Source organism: Mycobacterium sp. TH-M106, assembly GCF_057473765.1.
Genome location: NZ_JBYCLE010000302.1, coordinates 1 through 19119 on the forward strand (window position 1 = coordinate 1; position 19119 = coordinate 19119).

21 protein-coding genes and 1 pseudogene are annotated in these 19119 nt (G+C 64.3%); 10 read left to right on the plus strand and 12 right to left on the minus strand.

What is annotated here, in order from left to right; all coding sequences use genetic code 11:
- The first annotated feature begins 481 nt into the window (after positions 1 to 481).
- The 9 genes from AC2VOP_RS10435 to AC2VOP_RS10475 all read left to right on the plus strand — a co-directional run bounded on the left by AC2VOP_RS10435 (position 482) and on the right by AC2VOP_RS10475 (position 6485).
- Positions 482 to 667 carry a hypothetical protein gene (locus AC2VOP_RS10435; protein WP_486960889.1) on the plus strand — a complete coding sequence of 62 codons (186 nt, stop codon included), beginning with the start codon at positions 482 to 484 and terminating at the stop codon, positions 665 to 667.
- A gap of 53 nt (positions 668 to 720) precedes the next feature.
- On the plus strand, positions 721 to 1515 hold the full coding sequence (locus AC2VOP_RS10440) for an SDH family Clp fold serine proteinase (RefSeq protein ID WP_486960890.1): 795 nt from the start codon (positions 721 to 723) through the stop codon (positions 1513 to 1515).
- 226 nt (positions 1516 to 1741) lie between these two features.
- Positions 1742 to 2542 carry a MerR family transcriptional regulator gene (locus AC2VOP_RS10445; RefSeq protein WP_486960891.1) on the plus strand — a complete coding sequence of 267 codons (801 nt, stop codon included), beginning with the start codon at positions 1742 to 1744 and terminating at the stop codon, positions 2540 to 2542.
- A 2-nt stretch (positions 2543 to 2544) separates the two neighbouring features.
- Positions 2545 to 2859, plus strand: coding sequence for an MmcQ/YjbR family DNA-binding protein (locus tag AC2VOP_RS10450; RefSeq protein ID WP_486960892.1), 315 nt, complete (start codon positions 2545 to 2547; stop codon positions 2857 to 2859).
- 153 nt (positions 2860 to 3012) lie between these two features.
- Positions 3013 to 3417: a nuclear transport factor 2 family protein gene (locus AC2VOP_RS10455; protein WP_486960893.1), complete on the plus strand. Its 405-nt coding sequence runs from the start codon at positions 3013 to 3015 to the stop codon at positions 3415 to 3417.
- Positions 3398 to 4303 (plus strand): class I SAM-dependent methyltransferase, encoded by a 906-nt coding sequence (locus AC2VOP_RS10460; RefSeq protein ID WP_486960894.1) that lies wholly within the window; start codon positions 3398 to 3400, stop codon positions 4301 to 4303. Before AC2VOP_RS10455 ends, AC2VOP_RS10460 begins: the two co-directional genes overlap by 20 nt.
- Positions 4304 to 4378: 75 nt before the next feature.
- Positions 4379 to 4804 carry an ester cyclase gene (locus AC2VOP_RS10465; RefSeq protein ID WP_486960895.1) on the plus strand — a complete coding sequence of 142 codons (426 nt, stop codon included), beginning with the start codon at positions 4379 to 4381 and terminating at the stop codon, positions 4802 to 4804.
- Positions 4805 to 4823: 19 nt separating this feature from the next.
- On the plus strand, positions 4824 to 5909 hold the full coding sequence (locus tag AC2VOP_RS10470) for a methyltransferase (protein WP_486960896.1): 1086 nt from the start codon (positions 4824 to 4826) through the stop codon (positions 5907 to 5909).
- A gap of 63 nt (positions 5910 to 5972) precedes the next feature.
- A complete protein-coding gene (locus AC2VOP_RS10475; RefSeq protein ID WP_486960897.1) occupies positions 5973 to 6485 on the plus strand; it encodes a DinB family protein in 513 nt (170 codons plus the stop codon).
- Positions 6486 to 6580: 95 nt separating this feature from the next.
- On the opposite strand, the gene AC2VOP_RS10480 is transcribed toward AC2VOP_RS10475, so the two are convergent.
- The 7 genes from AC2VOP_RS10480 to AC2VOP_RS10510 form a co-directional block, all read right to left on the minus strand.
- Complete coding sequence (locus AC2VOP_RS10480) at positions 6581 to 7051, minus strand: OsmC family protein (RefSeq protein ID WP_486960898.1); 471 nt, start codon at positions 7049 to 7051, stop codon at positions 6581 to 6583.
- Positions 7052 to 7104: 53 nt separating this feature from the next.
- Positions 7105 to 8517 carry a pyridoxal phosphate-dependent decarboxylase family protein gene (locus tag AC2VOP_RS10485; protein WP_486960899.1) on the minus strand — a complete coding sequence of 471 codons (1413 nt, stop codon included), beginning with the start codon at positions 8515 to 8517 and terminating at the stop codon, positions 7105 to 7107.
- Between the two features lie 21 nt (positions 8518 to 8538).
- Positions 8539 to 9216 (minus strand): pyridoxine/pyridoxamine 5'-phosphate oxidase, encoded by a 678-nt coding sequence (locus tag AC2VOP_RS10490; protein WP_486960900.1) that lies wholly within the window; start codon positions 9214 to 9216, stop codon positions 8539 to 8541.
- Positions 9217 to 9274: 58 nt separating this feature from the next.
- A complete protein-coding gene (locus AC2VOP_RS10495; protein WP_486960901.1) occupies positions 9275 to 9814 on the minus strand; it encodes a GNAT family N-acetyltransferase in 540 nt (179 codons plus the stop codon).
- Between the two features lie 192 nt (positions 9815 to 10006).
- Positions 10007 to 10375, minus strand: a complete 369-nt coding sequence (locus AC2VOP_RS10500) for a PhzF family phenazine biosynthesis protein (RefSeq protein ID WP_486960902.1) — start codon at positions 10373 to 10375, stop codon at positions 10007 to 10009.
- Positions 10312 to 10740, minus strand: a complete 429-nt coding sequence (locus AC2VOP_RS10505; protein WP_486960908.1) for a PhzF family phenazine biosynthesis protein — start codon at positions 10738 to 10740, stop codon at positions 10312 to 10314. The genes AC2VOP_RS10500 and AC2VOP_RS10505 overlap by 64 nt, the downstream gene beginning before the upstream one ends.
- 118 nt (positions 10741 to 10858) lie before the next feature.
- Complete coding sequence (locus AC2VOP_RS10510) at positions 10859 to 11836, minus strand: threonine ammonia-lyase (RefSeq protein ID WP_486960903.1); 978 nt, start codon at positions 11834 to 11836, stop codon at positions 10859 to 10861.
- Positions 11837 to 12214: 378 nt separating this feature from the next.
- Here AC2VOP_RS10510 and AC2VOP_RS10515 point away from each other — a divergent pair, with 378 nt between their 5' ends.
- The gene (locus AC2VOP_RS10515; protein WP_486960904.1) at positions 12215 to 12805 is read left to right on the plus strand and encodes a TIGR03086 family metal-binding protein; all 591 of its coding nucleotides are present in this window, start codon (positions 12215 to 12217) and stop codon (positions 12803 to 12805) included.
- A 502-nt stretch (positions 12806 to 13307) separates the two neighbouring features.
- Here AC2VOP_RS10515 and AC2VOP_RS10520 read toward each other — a convergent pair.
- The 5 genes and pseudogenes from AC2VOP_RS10520 to AC2VOP_RS10540 all read right to left on the minus strand — a co-directional run bounded on the left by AC2VOP_RS10520 (position 13308) and on the right by AC2VOP_RS10540 (position 18925).
- Positions 13308 to 14420, minus strand: coding sequence for a hypothetical protein (locus AC2VOP_RS10520; protein ID WP_486960909.1), 1113 nt, complete (start codon positions 14418 to 14420; stop codon positions 13308 to 13310).
- 183 nt (positions 14421 to 14603) lie between these two features.
- Positions 14604 to 15083, minus strand: a pseudogene (locus AC2VOP_RS10525) (TniQ family protein); the annotation flags it as partial.
- Complete coding sequence (locus AC2VOP_RS10530; RefSeq protein WP_486960905.1) at positions 15049 to 16119, minus strand: AAA family ATPase; 1071 nt, start codon at positions 16117 to 16119, stop codon at positions 15049 to 15051. The gene AC2VOP_RS10530 and the pseudogene AC2VOP_RS10525, both read right to left, overlap by 35 nt.
- Positions 16116 to 18182, minus strand: a complete 2067-nt coding sequence (locus tag AC2VOP_RS10535) for a helix-turn-helix domain-containing protein (protein WP_486960906.1) — start codon at positions 18180 to 18182, stop codon at positions 16116 to 16118. Before AC2VOP_RS10535 ends, AC2VOP_RS10530 begins: the two co-directional genes overlap by 4 nt.
- Entirely contained in the window at positions 18179 to 18925 is a 747-nt protein-coding gene (locus AC2VOP_RS10540) for a TnsA-like heteromeric transposase endonuclease subunit (RefSeq protein ID WP_486960907.1), read from the minus strand. The genes AC2VOP_RS10535 and AC2VOP_RS10540 overlap by 4 nt, the downstream gene beginning before the upstream one ends.
- Positions 18926 to 19119 lie beyond the last annotated feature (194 nt).

Below are 19119 nucleotides of genomic sequence, written 5' to 3' on the forward strand. Positions count from 1 at the left end.
TCATCGCGAATTGCCGTCGGTCTGCGCGTGCGGCCCGGCTGTGGTTCGAAGAGCCGTTGGTGGTCATCTGCGCTCCTGATGCGCTCCTGATGCGCTCGTGTCGCCGGTGTGGGTTGAGAACCGACACCTGCTGTAGGAACCCGCCGAACCTGTCGGATTTGAAGACGTGCGACCTGGGCTTTCTCAGTAACGTGTCGGACGCCGATTCTCACTAAGGTGTCGGATTCCTCGGCTGAGAGTCCTCAGAGTGGACCGCCGATGCGGCGCAGCTCGGGCGCCGGTTCAAACTACAGTCGGCGGCAGTGACCGGACGGCTGCGGCAACGTCTCGCCCGTCACGGCAGGCCGGGTCGATCTGAGCGACGATTGCTTGTCGGTGGGCAGCGCGATGATGGCAGAATGCAGGAACACCACGATCGCTGGGGCCATTGTTGCTGGTGGTTCTGGAGGTATTGTGAAGGTGCTACTAGGTGGAGGCGTAAATGAGCACACACGACGTCGTTCTGCCGGAGCCCGCGGTTACGGGAGATGACGGCGATTGGGACGAGAAGGCGAAGACCGCGATGGAGGCCTGGGAGTTGGGGCGCCGAACGATGATTCCGCGACCGCTGCGGCCGATCCCGGGCTCTCGGTTGGCGGAACGACAGGCATTTCCGCCGACGGCTTGAGCTATACGCCATTGTTTCGGGCGCAGCACGAAGCGCGGTACCGTCGGCAGTCTTTGATTCGTGCCTACCAGGAGGCCTACGGCTGCAACCTGGTGGTGTTCATTGACCAGATCTTGTCCGAGAGTGTCACTTACTTCGCTGAGCTGCTTGACGGGCTGGACGCCAGCCGGGATCTGCATCTGATGTTGTGTTCGCCGGGTGGTGACGGAGAGACGGCGATCCGTTTGGCTCGGATGGCTCAGGCCGCCAGTGCACGGTTTGTGGTGCTCGTTCCGGAGTCGGCAAAGAGCGCGGCGACGATCTTGGCATTAGGCGCTCATGAGGTGGTGATGGGCCCGACCTCGGATCTGGGACCGATTGATCCTCAGGTGTTGCTGCCTGATAGGGGTTTCGTAAGCGCGAAAGACATGATTGCCGCGGTGGATAAGGCCCTCGAGGATGTCGACAAGCGTCCCAACACCTACCCATTGCACGCGGCGATGCTCGGAGGGATCGATGCTCCGACCGTTCAATTCGCGCGTTCGGCGTTGAGTCGTACCGCCGATCTGGCAAAACAGGCGATCAGCAGCAACCCTGACCGCAGCGAGCAAGACGCGGCGGCCATGTGCGAGACGATAAACGAGCCACTGATCACCTCGCCGCATTCGCATGGTGCGTTGATCGGTGCGCACGAGGCAACGCAAGCTGGCTTGCCGACCACCGAACTGGATCCGCGTTCCGAGCAGTGGCGGCGGATCTGGAATTTGTGGACTCAATACTTCTCGCTGGGGCCGATCCACTTGCTGCGGGTGTACGAGGGAGAGCGGGCTTCCCAGCTGAGCCGGTATCAGCTGCCGAGCGCAACCTGACCGCCTGCTGCGGCTTGGAGCGGCGTTTGCGGCTAGACGACCGGCTCAGGTGAGCTCGTCGAACGGCCGGACGAATCAGGAGGTGACGCTCAAGACGCGTGACTCTTCTGCCCGTGCACCGGTGAACTTCCTGGTGCGGAGCACAGCGGCGGACCGGGCGACGTCGGCGGTACTGGCCGTAATGGGGCTTGCATGTGACCCAACGTCAGCTTCTACGGTCAAGGGCGTGACACACACCCAGCCCGAGAAGGCGGACGGATGGCGGGTCGGCCAACTTGCCGACCTGACCGGAGTGACGGTCCGCACCTTGCGTCACTACGACCAAACGGGTCTGTTGCGCCCGGCTGGTCAGACCGCCGGCGGGCACCGGCTTTACGGCCGCAACAACGTGCTCCGGCTCTACCGCGTCCTGGCGCTGCGTCGTCTTCGGTTCAGTCTGGCCGAGATCCGCTCGCTCCTCGACGACCCCCAGTGGGACCTCGCCTCGATGGTGGCTCGTCACGCGGAGGAGACCGACCGAGGTATCGCCGCAGCTGCCCGGTTGAGCGCGCATCTGCGAGCGATCGCCGGCGAGATCGCCGGCTCCGGCGACGCATCACCGGACACCCTGTTCGGGATCATGGAGGAGATGAGCATGTTGGACACGCCAATCCGCAGCACCACGACGCTGCTGGTCTACGACGACCTGACCGCGGCACATGCGTACCTTGTCGACACCTTCGGTCTAACCTCGGGCTCCCTGGAACTCGATCCTGACGGTCGGGCCGTGCACGGTGAGCTGTTCGCCGGGGACCAGTCGATCTGGCTGCATCCCAGCGGCAACGGCTACCGATCGCCGCGCGAACTCGGCGGCGTCAGCAGCATGATCGTCATCGCTGTCGACGACGCCGATGCCCACTACGCCTTTACCAAGGAACACGGGGCCGACCTCCTCGGGGCACCGGTGGATCAGCCCTACGGCGTGCGCGAGTACGGTGCGCGCGACTTCGAGGGCCATCTCTGGTACTTCCACAGCCCACTCGACTGAGCATGGTCACCGATACTGCCGCCCGACAGTTGGCGCTGGCCCTGCCCGAGGCCGTCGAACAAGACCACCACGGGTTCCCGTCGTTCCGGGTAGCCGGACGGATCTTCGCCACCCTGCCCAGCTCCGACCGCCTGCGCGCCATGCTCGATGAACACGGCATCCGCTCCGCCGCCGCGAACTGGCCGGAGTCGTGCCGCGAGTTCTACTGGGGCAAGCGCCTCGCGTGTGTCGAGATCGACCTCGGCCACGCCGACGAGTCGCTCGTCCGCGACCTCCTCGCGGAGGCATGGGACCACAAGAAGCCCCGCCGCCTGTAGATCGACCGCTGGGGTCCCCATCCACAGGTCTTGAATATTCCTCGTCGCCCACCTCGACCAGGGTCAACGAGTACAGGCGTCGCAACGGCTCATCAACCGCGACATCGAGAAAACGAGTGGCCCTACCGTCCCGTCGCTATTACCGTGCCCACTATGAATCTGGATGCGATTGCCTTCGGCCAGCAGTGGGTTCAGGCATGGAACGGCCATGACGTGGATGCCGTTCTCCAGCACTTTCACGATGAGGTGGTGTTCACATCACCGGTTGCCGGCAAGCTTCTGCCGGATACCCAAGGGACGCTTCGCGGGAAGACGGCGTTGCGCCACTACTGGACCACGGCCGTGCAACGCATTCCTGAGCTTCACTTTGTGGTCGAAGGTGTCTACCAGGGGATCGACACTCTGGTTATCACCTATCGCAACCAGAACAACGGTCTCGTCAACGAGGTCCTGAAGTTCAACGATGACGGCCTAGTCATCGAGGGGCACGGAACGTATCTCATTTCGAAGTCAGCAGACACTGCTGCGCAGGCGCGAGTTGCCGAAATTCGCGAGTAAATTTGGCCAGCTGCTGCGCCACGACCAGCGCACGAGCATTCGAGAGGTGCCCACAAAGGTGTCAGGAACTTCACCGCAAGCTGATGTTGCCACGGCCGAAGCTATCGGCCAGCGCAATGAATACGTGCTGACCAAAGACTGGCCCAGGGAGCACGAGCGGCTGAGCTTGCTTGAGGACACCGTCGATACCTTCAGCATGGCCGCCATTCGAGGCGCGGGATTCAGCCGGGGCTTTCGCTGTCTTGAGATCGGAGCCGGATCTGGCTCCATCGCTAGCTGGCTCGCGCGCGAGACAGGCGACCCAGCGCTGGTAACTACGACCGACATCGATCCCCGGCTGCTTGAGCCGCTTGAAGATGTGGGCATCCGGGTGCTTCAGCACGATGTGGTCACCGACGAATTTCCTGCTGGTTCCTTCGATATCATCCACGCGCGGGCTGTCCTTGAGCACGTCGCGCAACGCGAGCAAGTCCTCGACCGAATCGTTCCGTGGCTGGCGCCCGAGGGCATCCTGGTGGTCGTGGACTGTGCATCGTTTCCGATATCCAGTAGCCAGAATCCGACCTTCCGTAGGGCGATCCAGGCGTATGTCGATGTGCTTGCCCTGACCGGCACCGACTACGAGTGGGCCCGCACCTTTCCTGAGCCGTTACAACGCCATGGATACCGAGACATCGGAGTCTCGGCGATAGTGCCGACAGTGCAGGGCGCTACGCCGATGGCGGAGTTCTGGAGTTTAAGCCTGGAAATCGTGCGACCTCGCTTGCTCGCTGCCAAGTTGATGGACGACGAGGAGATCAACCAGGCGCAACGTCTGCTGGCTGATCCCAAGTTCTTTGATCTTGGACCGGGATTTTTGGCGGCCTGGGGACGGCGCCCACAGTAAGGACGGAACCGTTGGACGGCGGATGGATGCACGACCTACGACTCGTGTCATGCCCGTGCTGTCGGGTGAGCAGAGATGATCGCCGGTAACGGCGACCTGCCGCAGGCTTACGTCAGCGGCCTCGTCACCCGGTTCTATCACCAGCTTTGGAACGAATGGGACGACGCAGCGGTGGACGACACGTTAGCGTCGGACGTCACGTTTCGGGGCTCACTTGGCCAGGCGACCGTAGGACGCGATGGGTGGCGTCGTTACCGTGACCAGATCCGCCGCGGTGCGCCGGATTTCCATAACGAGCTGCTCGACCTGGTTGCGATCGATAATCGGGCGGCGGCTCGACTTCGGTTCACCGGCACGCACCGCGGGACGCTGCTTGATATCCCGGCGACCGGCCGTGGCTTCGCCTACAGCGGCGCCGCCTTCTTCACCGTTGCCGATGGCCTGATCAGCGACATTTGGGTGATTGGCGACCTGGATACGCTACGACGACAGCTGAGGTGACAGGGGAGAAGCTGGTTCAATGCCCGACAACGTGATGCCGTCCGCGGTTCCCGATCCGACCGTGCTTTACCGGGTGCGTGACGGTGTCTATGCCGGCGACTTGTTGATCGCCGCCGTGGTCGACCTGGACTTGTTCACCTGGTTGAACACCCATGGGCCGCTGCGTGCCGGCGAGTTGGTGGCCGCGATGGGGCTCGCGGAGCGTCCGGTCGATGTTCTGCTGACGTACTGTGCCGCCCTTGGCCTGATTGATCGCGGCGTCGCCGATGGTGACCGGCTTGAGATCACCGAGCTCGCGCGCCAGCACCTGGTCGCCGAGTCGCCGTTTGAACTGCGCTCCTACTATGCCTCGTTGGCCGAACGGCCCGCTGTCGCCGAGTTCGGGCGAGTGTTACGCACGGGCGAACAGATCGCTTGGGCCAGCGCACCCACCGGCCAGCAGCCCGAAGTGAAAGGCGCTGCTGGAGCCGAGGCTGATTGGTCGACGCGGTTGGCCGATAGCCGGTTTGCAGCGGGCTACACCGCGGCCATGGATGCCCGCGCGGCCTTTCTCGGCCCCGCCCTTGCCCACGCGATCGGCGACCTGCCGATCGAAGCGCTGCTCGATGTCGGCGGAAGCTCGGGCAGTTACGCCGCCGCGATAATCGCTGGCCGCCCCGACGCTGCCGCGGCGGTGTTTGAACGCGCACCGGTCGACGCGGCGGCCCGGACTCTGCTGCACGAGCGGGGGTGCAGCGACAGAGTTTCGGTGATCACCGGGGACATGTTCACCGATCCACTGCCCGACGGTTTCGACGTTCACCTGTACTCACACGTCTTGCACGACTGGGACACCGAGCGGGTCGAGCACGTGTTTGCGTCCTCGTTTGCCGCCTTACCCGCCGACGGCTGGTTCCTCGATCACGACACCCACATCGACGCCGACAAGCGAGGCCCGCTCCCGGTGGCCGAGTATTCCGCGCTGCTGATGCATTCCACGCCCGGGAAATGCTGGTCGACAGCCGAGCTTGCGGAAATCGCCGGAGGTGTGGGGTTCGTCGACATCACCCACGCCCCGACAGCCGCCGACCGTGGTGTGCTTCGTGCTCGCAAACCCGCTTCGTAGCACGGACGTCGGCAACACGGCCGTTGCCAGACGGACCGTGTCGCAACCTGCGACGATGAGGGAATGATCGAGCGGTGCGAGGAGTGTGGTTTCAGCTACGACCTCGATCGAGCCGGTGCGGTCCCCGCGGATCTGCATGAGCGGGTCGCCGAGATCGCGGCGATCCTGCGCGGCGGTGACACGGATCTGCGGATCAGGCGGCAGCCCGCCGTATGGTCACCGCTGGAGTACGGGTGTCATCTGCGCGACATGCTGCTGGTACAGCGGGAGCGGGTCCTGGCGGCCCGCCGGATGGATAGACTCGACTGCTCGCCGATGGGGCGCGATGAGCGGGTCGAGCACGACGGCTATGCCGAACAAGAACCTGGGGATGTGGCTCGCCAACTTGCCGATGCTGCGCAGCTGCTCGGCCATGTACTCGACCTATTGGGCGCTGACGATTTGGACCGCACCGTTGTCTATCACTACCCACAAACCCGGGAACGCTCGTTGCGGTGGGTCGCGATGCACACCCTGCACGAGGCGCAGCACCACCTCCTCGACATTTGCCGGCAGACGACAACCGCCGAGTGTTAACCGGTGTTGATCTCGGGTTCGGACACGCCGTGGACCTGACGCTTCATCGCCGCTCATCCGAACGCATCGAGCCTCTACTTTCGCGGTCAGGCCAGTCAGACGGTCACTCTGACCGCCGGGTCGCATGTCACTGGGAAGTTCACTGAATTGGCGATGAAGCAGGCATCGTGGGCGTCGGCATGCAACGCGAGCGCCTTGTCCACCATCTCTGCTGCGACAACCTGCACATGCGGCTGCAGGACGGCCGCGGTGAAGTGCCCGCCCTCGGCGGTTTCGGTCATCGTGGCGACCGGGCGATCCACGTAGGAGGTGACGACCACGCCGTGGACTGCGCACAGGTGTAGGTACCAGAGCAGGTGGCACTGGGAGAGGGAGGCCAGCAGCAGTTGCTCGGGGTTCCACCGGGTGGGATCACCGCGGAAGGCGGGGTCGGAGGAGCCGAGGATCGTTGGACACCCCTCGGCGATCACCTCGTGCGCTCGTCCGTACGCGCGGTAGTTGCTGGTCCCGGTGCCACGGTTGCCGGTCCAGCAGACCTCGACGGTGTACGTGTGCTCGCTGGACATCGATCTAGTTGGTCCCCTTTGCGCTGGAACAGATTCCATTCAGCCCTCGACCTTCAGCTCTGTGAGGTGAGACCTTCGCCCCTCACTGACGAGTGCGTCTGTACGGCACGCACAATGGCGTCTGCTGAGCGGTCCACGTCGTCGTCCGTGGTGGCCCAGTTGGTAATTGATACCCGCAGAACATAGTGCCCGCGCCAGGTAGTGCCGCTCAGCCAGCAGGTCCCGTCGCGCTGTATGGCAGCGACCGCGGCCCGGTTGACGTCATCGCCGCCCGGCAGCCGTACCAGCACCTGGCTGAGCACGACGTCGTTAAGGACCGTAGCGCCGGGAATCGCCGCCAACCGTTCGTCCAGGCGGCGGGCTTGCGCGCAGTTGCGTTCGATCATTTCGGCGACACCGCTGCGCCCCAGCGATCGGAGAGCCGCATAGACGGGCACGGCACGGGCACGGCGCGAAGCCTCGGGCACGAAATTGGTGTTGTCACGCTCACCGGGATCAACCACAAAATAGGGACCCGCCAGTCTCATCGCCGCGACATGAGTCTCGGGGTCGGCGACGATCGCCATGCCTGCGTCGTAGGGCACGTTAGGCCACTTATGGGCGTCCACGGCCCAGGAGTCGGCCCGCTCTGCACCCCGGGTCAGGTGTCGGGTGGCCGGTGCCGCGGCCGCCCACAGGCCGAACGCGCCGTCGATGTGCAGCCAGGCGTTGTGGGCCGTGCAGGCGTCGGCGATCGGCTCGAAGGAGTCGAATGCACCGGTGGCCACGTTCCCGGCCTGAGCGCACACGATCGTCGGCCCGTCGGCGGCGGCCAGTGCGTCGCGCAGCGCGTCGGGCTGCATCCTGCCTTGGTCGTCGGCAACGATGCGGATGGTCTTGTTGGCGCCGAGTCCCAGCAGGCGCAGGGCGGTGTCGATCGTGGCATGGGCGTGCTGGCCGCACAGGACACGCACCGGTGGTGCACCGATAAGGCCGTCGTTTTCGACGTCCCAGCCGACTCGGGCCAGAACGGCGTGGCGGGCGGCGGCCAAACAGGTGGTGTTGGCGCCTTGACTACCGGTGACGAACCCAACGCTGGCCGTGGCGGGCAGACCCAGCAACTCCAGAGTCCATGCGGAGGTGACCTCTTCGATGGCTGCGGCCGCTGGCGACATCGCGTGGAAGGCGGCGTTTTGATCCCAGGCCGAGACCATCCAGTCCGCGGCCACCGCGACAGGCAGCGTGGCGGCGGTGACGAACCCGAAGTAGCGCGGCCCGGCGCTGGCAACAACACCAGGATCGGCGCCGGCCGCCAAAGCATCGATGACCGCGGTCGGGTCCTCGCCGTCATCCTGCAGCGGTCCGCCAAGCATCCTGCGGACGCCACCCGCATCGACACGGGCAGCCACCGGGCGTTGATCGAGGGCGTTGAGGAACTCGTGCGCATAGCGCGCGGCGGCGGCCAGGCCAGCGGTGCGATCACGCATAGGCAAAACCTTAGGGCACACTCACGGCCACAGCAGGGTGCGATCCCATCCGCCGTCGACGCGGTGATAACGGAGGCGCTGGTGTCGGCGATCGGTGGAGCCCTGCCAGAATTCCACTTCGCTGGGCTGGACCGCATACGAGATCCATTCGGCTGGAGCAAGGTTGGGATCATCGTCCAGCTTACGATGGGCCTTGGCGATCTCGGTGTCGAGTTCGGTGACGTCGTGCAGGGGCTCGCTTTGTCGCAAAGTCAAGGCCATCGCCCGTGACTCCAGCGGGCGCGCGCGAAAGTCTGCGCGGCTTGCTTTTGTCCCGTCGCTGACGACGGCACCGACGATACGCACCTGGCGGACCATGGCAGGCCAGTAGAAGGTCAGCGCCGCAGCAGAGTGTGCGTCAAGGTCGCGGCCCTTTTGGCTGACCGAACTCACCGCGAAGTGCCATCCGACGTTATCGACAGCTTTCAAGATCAGAACACGTGCTCGCGGCACCCCCTGCACGTCGATCGTTGAGATGGTCATCGCGTGCGGCTCCGGCACGCCGGCAGCCACGGCCTGCTGCAGCCACGTCACGAACAGCGCGACAGGATCAGCAGGAGCCGCGTCGGTGTCGAAGTTTGGGCCGGCCCCAGACAGCACGGGCAGTGTCCGCAAGTACGCCCGGCCGCCGTCATCATCAGACCACAGCTGGGTTGACACGCTCAACGCCTCCCTCTTGCCGGCACGAGCCCCACGGTAGCCGGGTGTAGGAGGCACGTTAGACGATTTGGGTCGGCGGCCCGTCGTGATCGTCGATGCCGGGCAGGTCGAGCTGCATCCGGGCGACATCGTGCCAGCGTCCGTGTTTCCAGCCGACTCGCCGGTAGAGGCCAACCTCCTCGAATCCGAACGATCGATGAAAGGCGATGCTGGCCTGGTTGGGTTGGGTAATGCCGGCGAAGGCGCGCCGATAGCCCCGCTCGGCGAGTCGACGCAGAAGGTGGGTGTAGAGCTTGCGGCCGCCGCCGCGGCGGTAGTGGTGGTCCGCGATGTAGACACTCGTCTCAACCGACCAGCGGTAGGCGGCGCGGGGATTGAATGCGTGCGCGTAGGCGTAACCGCGGACTTCACCCTCCTGTTCGAGGACAAGCCATTCGTGGGTGTCGCGGGCCGCGGCGATTCGCGCTGCCATCTGCTCGACGGTCGGCACTTCGGTTTCGAACGTGATCGCGGTGTCCTCGATATACGGGCGATAGATCGCAACGCAGGCTGACGCATCACCCGTCGACGCTGGCCGCACAGAGTTGCCTTTCTCCACGCAACGAAGTACAGCACCGCAATGGCCGTGGCGCCTACAGCACCCCCTCCGAAGCCGGAGTGGCAGGTCGAGAACAACGTCGAGTGCACCGAAGTGGCCGTGGAGTTATCGATCTGGTGTACTGGACCACCGGGTGGCTGCGTTGGCTGCCGTGGTTGAGCATCGCGGATGTCGAACTGCGGTTTCTCACGCTCAGGTATGCAACTCGCCGCTATATGCGGTGACAGCGTGACCGCTGATGACGACGTGGTCGCCGTCGCATCGGATGTGCACCAGCCCGCCGCGCCGAGACGCTTGTTCGGCGAGGAGTTCATTGGTGGCCAGTTGCTCGCACCAAAAATTCGCGAGGGTGCAGTGCGCCGATCCGGTTACCGGGTCTTCGGCGATTCCGGCGCGCGGCGCGAAGACGCGGCTGACGATGTCTGTTGTTCCGTCGCCGGCGGCGGTGACGATCACCGCGCGGGCCGCCACGTCGGTCAACACCGTTACATCAGGGGTCAGCGCACGAACCTCAGCGGCCGATGCGACTTCCACCAGCACATCGGTGCGCCCCCGCCACACCGAGCGTGGTGCGATGCCCGGTAGTCCGGCCAGCAACGCAGCGGTCGCCGATTCGGGGCGCACCGGGTCCGCGGGGAACCACATGCTGATAGTGCCGTTGGGGCGACGACGCAACGCATTACGCCGCCTTTGGTCTGAAAGGTTTGGTCACCGCCGAGGATGTGCGCGCTGGCCAAGGTGGCGTGTCCACACAGCGACAACTCGGTGGACGGGCTGAACCAGCGCAGCCCTGTCACGCGGTGGTCCCCTGACAGATCCACAAACGCCGTTGCGGGGTGATTGAATTCGGCGGCGACGGTCTGCATCCAGGCTGCGTCGGAAGGTCGGTCGAGCAAGACGACCCCGGCAGGATTACCCCGGAACATCTCCTGGGTGAACGCATCAACGATGAACGCCCGCACCGCTGCCCCCTCACTTGCCAGCCATGACGATGGTGACGATACGTCAGATCCACATTCGGGACGTGTGCCCCCGCCGTGGACGCTATGCCGGTGGCGGGCCTGAAACGGTCCAGCGGCGGTAGGCGTCCATGTCGACGTTGCTGCCGCACACGATGGTGACCACGTGTCGGCCCGCGAAGCGGTCGCGGTCTTCGAGGATGGCTGCAATGCCGAGCGCGGCCGACGGTTCGACGACGAGGCCAGCGTGGTCGAGGAGCATCCGCATCCCGACGAGGATCGATGCTTCGGAGACCAAGACGGCGTCGTCGGCGACCAGCAGCAGGTCGTCAAGGACGGCCGGAATCGGGCACCGGCCGGCGACAGCGTCGGCGATGGTGTCCGTGGTGTCGGTGGTGACCACGTGCCGCTGGCGCCACGAGTCTGTCATCGCCGGTGCGCCGGCCGGCTGAACGGTGATCACCTCGACATCGGGCGCAAAAGCCTTGAGAACGTGCCCGACACCGGTCGCGAGCGCCCCGCCACCCAAAGCGATCAGGACGACGTCGCACGACGACGCGGCCTCCACCAGTTCCAGGCCAATGGTCGCCGCGCCCTCGCAGGTTTCGATGTCCAAGCTGTCTTCGAGCAGCCGGATGCCGTCCTGCCGTTCGATGACGGCCGCTCGCGTACGGGCCGTCTCGTGATCGCCGTCCACCAACTCCAGTCTGGCGCCCAGTGCGCGGATGCGATCGAGTTTGACCGCCGGTGCAAACCGGGATGCCACGATGGTGACGTCGAGGCCCCTGCTGCCGCCAGACCACGCGAGCCCTTGGCCGAGGTTGCCGGCGCTGGCACACACCACGGCGGGTGAGCCGTTATCGGCGAGCATGCTGGCGGCGACCTCGGTGCCGCGCGCCTTGAAGCTGCCGACCGGATTCGCTGTTTCGAGCTTGATGCTCACCGCGCAGCCGAGGTTTCGTCCCAGAGGCTCGCAGCGATACAGCGGCGTATCGAGGAAAACCGGATCGATGACTCGGCGAGCCGCCTGGATTCGAGCAGTGTCGAGGCGAGTCTGCTGCACAACACAGCAGCGTAGCTTTAACGCCGCTGTTCCACATGGCACCAGGGCCGTCGGGGAGGATGGTCGTTGACCACCCCGCTCACACGGACGTTATCCGCCGCGCTGTGCATCAACGCGACATACAGCGGCGAGTGGTGCCCTCGTTCAAGAGCTTGTCCGTGCCGGTCGATCCGGTCGGCCAATGCTTCCATGCAGACCATCCTCCCTGGAATACCGCTGCCCCGTATGCCATACGACTTTGTCACCCACCGGTAGCGCAGGCGGTTTCCACCGCGATCTTGCCGGCCCGCGCCACCGTCGCGACCTGGGGCGGGCCGGTAAAACATTCGACCGTTCGCGTACGCCAACCCAAGAAGCGGATACGCTAGCGTTGCAGTCGTGTTGGACATCGTGATGTTGGACTCGACCGACCTCGACGCGCTCGACCGTGCGACGCAGTCGTTCTCGCAGGTTCTCGGGTCACTCGATGTCGCCGCCTTTGATCGTCCCACCGCTTGCGGTGACTGGACGGTCAAGGACGTTGCTAATCATGTCTGCGGTGGAGCGCTGCGATACGCCCATTACCTGCGAGGCGGCATGCCGGACGAGATCGCCTGGACCCGTACAGCCGATAACGTCGGCGACGATCCACGCGCTACTCACGACAACTTGTCCGCCGAGCTGCGAACGCTGTTCGCCCAACCTGGTGCCGGTTCGATCCGCGCGTATCACCCGATGCAGACCGTCAGTGGCGGCGTGCTGCTGCGGATGCGGGTCGCGGAACTCGCGGTGCATGCTTGGGACATTGCAAGCACCCTCGATGCCACATCAACGATCGACAACGATATTGCTGCGTACATTCTCGATCGCGCGGCCTCGATTCTGCAGGCACAGCGCGAACATGGATACTTCGCGGACGTTGAACCAGCGAATCCGGACGCTCCCGCCCCGGCCCGGCTGCTGGCACTCACGGGAAGGTCTATGCCCTGACAATCACACGGGCCACCCAGCAGTCTCACGGCCCGATCCACAACATTTGACAATTCCTTCAATGATCGGCGCGGAGGTCTGTCCGGGGCAGGACCCATCGAGCTCAGTCGCCCGCCAGCACATCGGGCCAAAGGTTTCGGTCGTGGCCGAGTGTGTGGTGAGCGCGGGCAACGATGTGCGACTCTCGTGATCGATCGTGGAACGACGTTCCCGGGGTCCCATCGGCCAGTCCGTCGTGGATCTCGATGACCTGGCCAAGCCTGACGCCGCGGGTCCCGTCGCTTCGAAGCCGGCGTGCGGCGAGAATGGGTTTCGCTATCGCCCAACCGCGGATTTCTTCTTCTACCTCGTTGAGTAGTTGAGCCGTTGAGAGCGGGCGGGTGTCCCGCGATTGGAGCTTCAGTACCGTCACCGTAACCAGGTCTTGCAGTTTCGCCCGCCTGTAGGCGGGCGGGCCAACGGCAACCTGATCGCAGGCCCCGGTTGGGTTCACCCTGGCTATTCAAGGCGGCTGCCACGTCAGAGGACCGCTGGGGCGCAACGCATTCGCAGCGGTCATAAACGCGTAGGCATTCTGAAAGATCTCATTGTGGTCATTGTCGATGTCGGCGCGCTTTGTGGGCCAGTCGTTGTATTGCCCGGCAGGCAGCGCGTACGGGGCAGCCGCATAGCGGATATCACCGCCGGTGAAGAGTTCCCAGTAGCGGCGGACAACGTCGTGGAACTGCCCACCGCCACAGGTGCGACCGTCGGCACCGGCACGTTTCAGTGCTCGCACTAGTCGCCGCGGATCGTCGGCGATGATGCGTCGCTGCTGGTAGTCGATCGGGGTTTGGTTGCGGCGCAGCTGCTCATTCAGATCCGTCAACGCAGCAAGGGCTTCCGGCCACAGTCCGTCGCGAACGACTCGTCGCCAGTACTGCGTTACCGGAACCGCGATGCCCTTCGGCAGGCCGAGGTCGAGAGCAATGATCGCCCACGGGCGGGTGTCGCCGATCTTGGCCAGCGCCGTTGCTTGGGCCGCAGCAGCCAAGGTGGTGTCGTCATCGGTGCCGGTCCACACGGTGCCAGGCCAGAGAACTTGGGGGATCCATGTGGAGTCGAGCTCAGCAAGCTCGGAGTGGTGTTCGGGGAGCCGTAGCCAGGTGCGGTCATCATTTTCACGGATCGGATAGCGAGGGTGGCGATTGCCGCAGTCGAACGTGAGTTGGGCGGCCGGACTGAGCGTCGCGCGGACGGAGCCCAGACGTATCGCGGCGAGCAGCGGATTGCGCCGGCGGCGCAGCAGCACGTTGTCGGGGCCGACGGGAGTGACGGGTCCGGCGGGGTTCAGTAGGCCGACAGCATCCGCTTGCTGCGCGGCGACCGTCGCCGAGGTGGAGGAGAGCACCTGGCCGGCGTTGCGCAGCGCACGCACCAAGGCGGTGCGATCGTAGGTGTCTTCGAACAGGGTCAAGATCCTGATGGATTCGTCGACGAGTTGGCATAGGGCGTCGAAGGCGATCGTTGCGGTGGCCTCGATACCGACAACGCGCAGCAGGCTGGCGGGGTCGTGCACATACTGCTGCCAGAGCCGAAACGCCAGTTTGTGGGTACTGACCGCCTCAGTGTCCATGCCGAATGGATTGATCGTTCGCAGGTCGAAGTTGCAGCGGCACCCGCGCCGCATGCGACCACTAGGACGACGCGGCCGGTTGGGGCAACGGTAGAGCCGAGCATCGGGTTGCTGCGACAGCCACGACACCGTCGACCAGGGCTGCTCACCACATCTCGGACAGGAGCGCACGAGCAAGCACGCGTGCCGGTCACAGGCAACTGCCAACATGCTTGACCATTCGCGCTTCCAGTGCGGCTCGGGCACCGCCAAACACAGGGGACAAAACCCGCTCCCCACCGGTAGTGGCCGCCTAACCCCGTGATACCGGGCCAGGTAGTCAACGACGGCAGCATTGGGCGCCATCTCGGCCGCGGCCGTGATCGCGTCGGATTCCGGGCAGCCAAGGCTGGCCGCGAGGAGGGCGGCGTGCCGGCGAACTAACAGCGTGACCTGGCCTGGCCGCCGTAGGTGGGCTCGGGCCCCGGCTTCAGCAATCAACTCCCCCGGGGTGATGCCGTACCGTTTGGCCGCTCTCGTCAACCAAGACTCGATCGTCTCGTCGACGCGGATCGCGACTGCGATGGGCCAGCGATCGATGTCATAGCCGGCTGGCACCGCCCGAAGTGGGTGGCCCCGGCCCGGCGGCTTAGGCCGTTGAGCTGCTGCTGATCTGGGCCGCATTGTCGATTGTTGTTGCCGCGATCAGTTCATCGGTGATGTTTTCGACGCCGGTGGTGATCGCCAAGTAGCTGACGCGGTCGAGAAGGTTGGTCAGGGAGGCGATTCTTCCTTGGGTTCGCCGGTGCAGCTCTTTGGCGTGATCGACCAGCATGCCTGGCTTGGCGTCGGCAAGCTTGATGTGCCTTTCGAACGCGCCAAGCAAGCTGACCCAGCCGCGGAAGCCCGCGTCGGTGTCGACCGCGAACGGCGCGACCGGACACCGTGTGGCGCGGCGGCTGGTTTGCGCGTAAGCGGCTTGCTCTCCGATGAGTCCCTCGTCGAAGAACCGCTTTTCGCGCAGCTTCACTCCTACGTACACGAAGGTGACCGCCATCTCGTTCGCCAGCCCCTTGAGGTGGTTAGACACTTCTGCGCCGTTACGGTGGCGGAAGTCGATGAAGTGCAAGTCGTCGACCACGATCAACCTCGTCGCGCACGAGGTCACGCAGTCAACGGCCAGGGCACCCAGTTTCGAGGTCGAGGCTCGGTCGACGGCGGGATGTCCATAGAACCGCAGGATCTGTTGGTTGAGCCCCTTGAGCGTGATTCCGGCGCTGAGCGAAACGAAGGCCACCGGCAGACGCTGGTGGCCTTCGGGTGTTTTCGGTCCGTGGCGCCGGTAGACGGCGCGGTGGAAATCTCGCGCGTACCGGGTGGCGATCGTTGTTTTGCCCAACCCGGGCTCAGCGTCGATCACCACCGAACCGCGCAGGCGGTCACCGTCGCGTCGATTGGAGGACATGACCTGGTCGATGATGCCGTAGGCGGCCTTGAGCTGTGCGGTCTTCACCGTCGGAAGGTTCGCGTTCCACACCATCCGCGCCTCGTTGTAGTCCTCCTGATGATCACCGGCGAGCGCGTCCATTTGGCGGCGATCCAAGACTTCGAAGTCGTCACGAGGCCCCGAACTCGCGAACGCGTTCCAACCTTGCTTGCGGGACAACTGATAGTGGGCACTGCCGTTCTTGGTCAACCATCTGGCCCACCGGTTCGTCATTCGTGGAAAACCTCGAAGGTGTCTTCGTCGGGGTGCTCGTCGTAGTACCGGTCGAACACATCGAGGTCGTCGACAACGTCGCCCAAGGCTGCTGCTTTCGGCAACCGCGCTACAAGGTCGATCACCGTCGGAAGTGATGATGCATCCCGAGCCTCTTGCGGCGGTAGGGGATCCTCGGCCTTCCCAGCCAGATCGGACACGCGCTGACTGCACAATCGGCGGGCAAGCGCCTTGTCCCGACGGCTCAGAACCTCATCGCGGCCCCACCGGCCCAGCAGGTCGTGGACCGCGCTCGATGGATCCACGTGCCGATTGGTGCGGACACTGACGCGTTTGGCGTAGTCGGCGCAGTCCTGGCTGAACGGGGCATCGAGGCCGTGTGCGTGTTCCCATTCGAGCCGACACCACTGATCGGTGTCGGGATTGCGGAAATACGCGAAGCGGACGTCGCTCGTGTCGATCGAGATCGGCCACAGCCCAGCGTGCGTTCCTTGGTAGGGCGATTTCTGGTTCCGAAACCCATTGAGCCCCTCACCGTTATAGCGTTGGCCGTTGACTTCGACGCCGGTGCGCTGGATCGTCCTCCACTCGACCTGGAGGAACTCGTACACCAGCTCGGCTCTTGCTGGAAGGGTCAACGACCCACTCCGAGCCAGCCCAATCTCGAACATCTCGACCGGAGAGAAGCGCTCTCGCGGCATACTCGGGATGCACAGTCCGTCGTGTTTGGTGTGGTGATAGACCGAACCGATCCATTCGCGGATGATCTGTTCAAGCTCGCCGACGTAGTAGAACGCCTTGCTCTCCACATCGGCACCGCGGGAGTAGACATCAGGACCCTTGTAGGCCGGCAGGTGTTGTAGCAGCGACTCCCGCAGTGTGCGGAAAAACCGTTCGACCATTGGCTTGTCAGTGGGCTTTCGAGCGATTGCCGGCTGAACCGAAATCCCCAGCCGAGCGCAGGCGCCGAGCACGTGTTCCGAAAGGTACTGCTTACCGTGGTCTACAACGATGGTCTCGGGTAGGCAACTCGAAACGATGGCAGGGCCTTCCGGTGTGTTGCCCGCCGACGGACCGGATTCGATGACCAAGTTGTGGGGAATGCCGTGGAACGGCCATGCGTGCACGTCGTCACTGACCGGATTTGAGGGTGGTGTGACCGCCTGGTAGAGAACGTCCGCGACGTCACGCGCCTTAGTCGACAACGGCGTGAGTTGCATGCCAACTACGCAACGAGTGAAGACGTCCATCGCGATGGTCAACTCCACCGGCACCCACCGTAGTGTCACTGGCTCCATCGCGAAAACATCGAGGGGCGTCGTATCCAAAACCGTGAACTCGCCTGGTCGGGTCGCGCTCAGACGACCGTATACCCCGGCTGGGAGGTTGGCGACGGATCGCCGATTCTTGGCGCTCCCGAATGCGTGGCGCCCCTTCGACAACGCCTCCAAGCGCCGCCGTGCGGTCGACGCTGATGGGATGCGCACCTCTCCGATTCCGTACTCCGCGTCCAACCTGCGGTTGATCTTGTCGATCACCACGTTCCTGGTGGGGGTTGAGGCCGTGACCAGTTCGTCGAGGATGCACTCGCACATCGCGTCCCACCGTGGGTCGACGGTGGACTGGCGCTTCTGCAGCAGCCGGCTATCAGCGATCCCCGCGATACCTGACGTCCTGTAGCCGGCCACCCAGCGTTCGATTGTGCGCTCAGATACCCGCAGCTCGGCCGCTTTCTCGCGGTACGCATCGCCCGCGGATTTCTCTCCAGCGGAGATGGCCGCCTGGGCCTCGCGGATGTGGCCCGCCCGTACCTCTAACGCCTCGCGCTGCTTGGCGTTGAGCGATCCGAGGATCACCGGAATCAGCTCATCGTCGGAGTCGTGGGGCTCGGGATCGCGGACGATGCCGCCTTCGGCGCAGAGGCGCTCGAAAGGAACTCGCGTTGCAGTCCGATCAGACATCAGCTCAACCCCACGCGCATCGATGCGGTGCACACGCCACAACGCGCCTTCGAACCACAACTCGGTGCCGACCGCCAGCTCGAACCGCCCAGGGCTACTCATGCGGCCGCACCGCCGAATGTGACGATCGACTTACCCGACAGCGGGATGCGCAAGTCCGTACTCCACTTGGAAAGCCAAAGCTGTTCCAGCAACGCCGTCATCGCCGCCGAGCGATCAACGGTGTTTCCCTGCAGGGATCCGGTAAGGATTTCGTCGATCGTCATACCACCTGAAGCGACTGCGGAGATGCGCTCTGATGCGACACGATCGACGAATCTGGAGCGCTTCGCCATGCTCAGAAAGCGCACGTTCGTCAGCTCCGTGTGATCGGCGCCTGACCACACTTCGTACCGCCAACCACGCCGTCGGCAGAGGCGGTCGGTCCATTTGAGAACGTCGATCGCCTTGGGTTTCTTCAGCAGCCATTCGGCCTTCACGTCGACGACGGTGAACGTGCCGCCCCGATGCTGCAACAAGATGTCCGGTACGTGGCGACGGAACTCATGCCCGTCCAAGCCGCGCATCCAGAAAGGCTGAGCAGCGATCCAATGTACGTCCGGGCAGAAATCGGCGAGCAGAAGCCGGTCGCGCTCGAGGAGGCTCTCATAGACCAAGTGCTCTTGAGTCGTCGACGACCAGTACAACCCCGAATAGTTCCGCTGCCCCGCCCTTGAAACCGGTATACGAACAGGCAACCCCTGCACCACACGGGCGGGATCGACACGGTCGAAGCCAACCGTGACGGCCTCACCGTCGCCGGAGATGTAGCTGACCTCGGCTGTCGCGCTCTGGGCGGATGCCACAACTTCACTGTGCCCGACGCCGACAAGTTAGCGGCGTACCGACACGCTTCCGACAGCTAAATGAGAATCCGACACGACACGCGGGTTCCTACACCGCCTGTAGGAACTCGCCGAACATGTCGGATTTGACGCTCGGCGACCTGGGTTTTCACAGCAGGGTGTCGGACGCTGGTTCTCCCGAAGGTGTCGGAATC

What these genes read in the sequence shown, in the direction of transcription:
- AC2VOP_RS10435 (WP_486960889.1), top strand. Translation starts at nt 482, where the DNA reads ATGAGCACACACGACGTCGTTCTGCCGGAGCCCGCGGTTACGGGAGAT.
- AC2VOP_RS10450 (WP_486960892.1), top strand. Translation starts at nt 2,545, where the DNA reads ATGGTCACCGATACTGCCGCCCGACAGTTGGCGCTGGCCCTGCCCGAG.
- AC2VOP_RS10455 (WP_486960893.1), top strand. Translation starts at nt 3,013, where the DNA reads ATGAATCTGGATGCGATTGCCTTCGGCCAGCAGTGGGTTCAGGCATGG.
- AC2VOP_RS10465 (WP_486960895.1), top strand. Translation starts at nt 4,379, where the DNA reads ATGATCGCCGGTAACGGCGACCTGCCGCAGGCTTACGTCAGCGGCCTC.
- AC2VOP_RS10470 (WP_486960896.1), top strand. Translation starts at nt 4,824, where the DNA reads ATGCCCGACAACGTGATGCCGTCCGCGGTTCCCGATCCGACCGTGCTT.
- AC2VOP_RS10475 (WP_486960897.1), top strand. Translation starts at nt 5,973, where the DNA reads ATGATCGAGCGGTGCGAGGAGTGTGGTTTCAGCTACGACCTCGATCGA.
- AC2VOP_RS10480 (WP_486960898.1), bottom strand. Translation starts at nt 7,051, where the DNA reads ATGTCCAGCGAGCACACGTACACCGTCGAGGTCTGCTGGACCGGCAAC.
- AC2VOP_RS10485 (WP_486960899.1), bottom strand. Translation starts at nt 8,517, where the DNA reads ATGCGTGATCGCACCGCTGGCCTGGCCGCCGCCGCGCGCTATGCGCAC.
- AC2VOP_RS10505 (WP_486960908.1), bottom strand. Translation starts at nt 10,740, where the DNA reads ATGTTCCGGGGTAATCCTGCCGGGGTCGTCTTGCTCGACCGACCTTCC.
- AC2VOP_RS10520 (WP_486960909.1), bottom strand. Translation starts at nt 14,420, where the DNA reads ATGGACACTGAGGCGGTCAGTACCCACAAACTGGCGTTTCGGCTCTGG.
- AC2VOP_RS10530 (WP_486960905.1), bottom strand. Translation starts at nt 16,119, where the DNA reads ATGACGAACCGGTGGGCCAGATGGTTGACCAAGAACGGCAGTGCCCAC.
- AC2VOP_RS10535 (WP_486960906.1), bottom strand. Translation starts at nt 18,182, where the DNA reads ATGAGTAGCCCTGGGCGGTTCGAGCTGGCGGTCGGCACCGAGTTGTGG.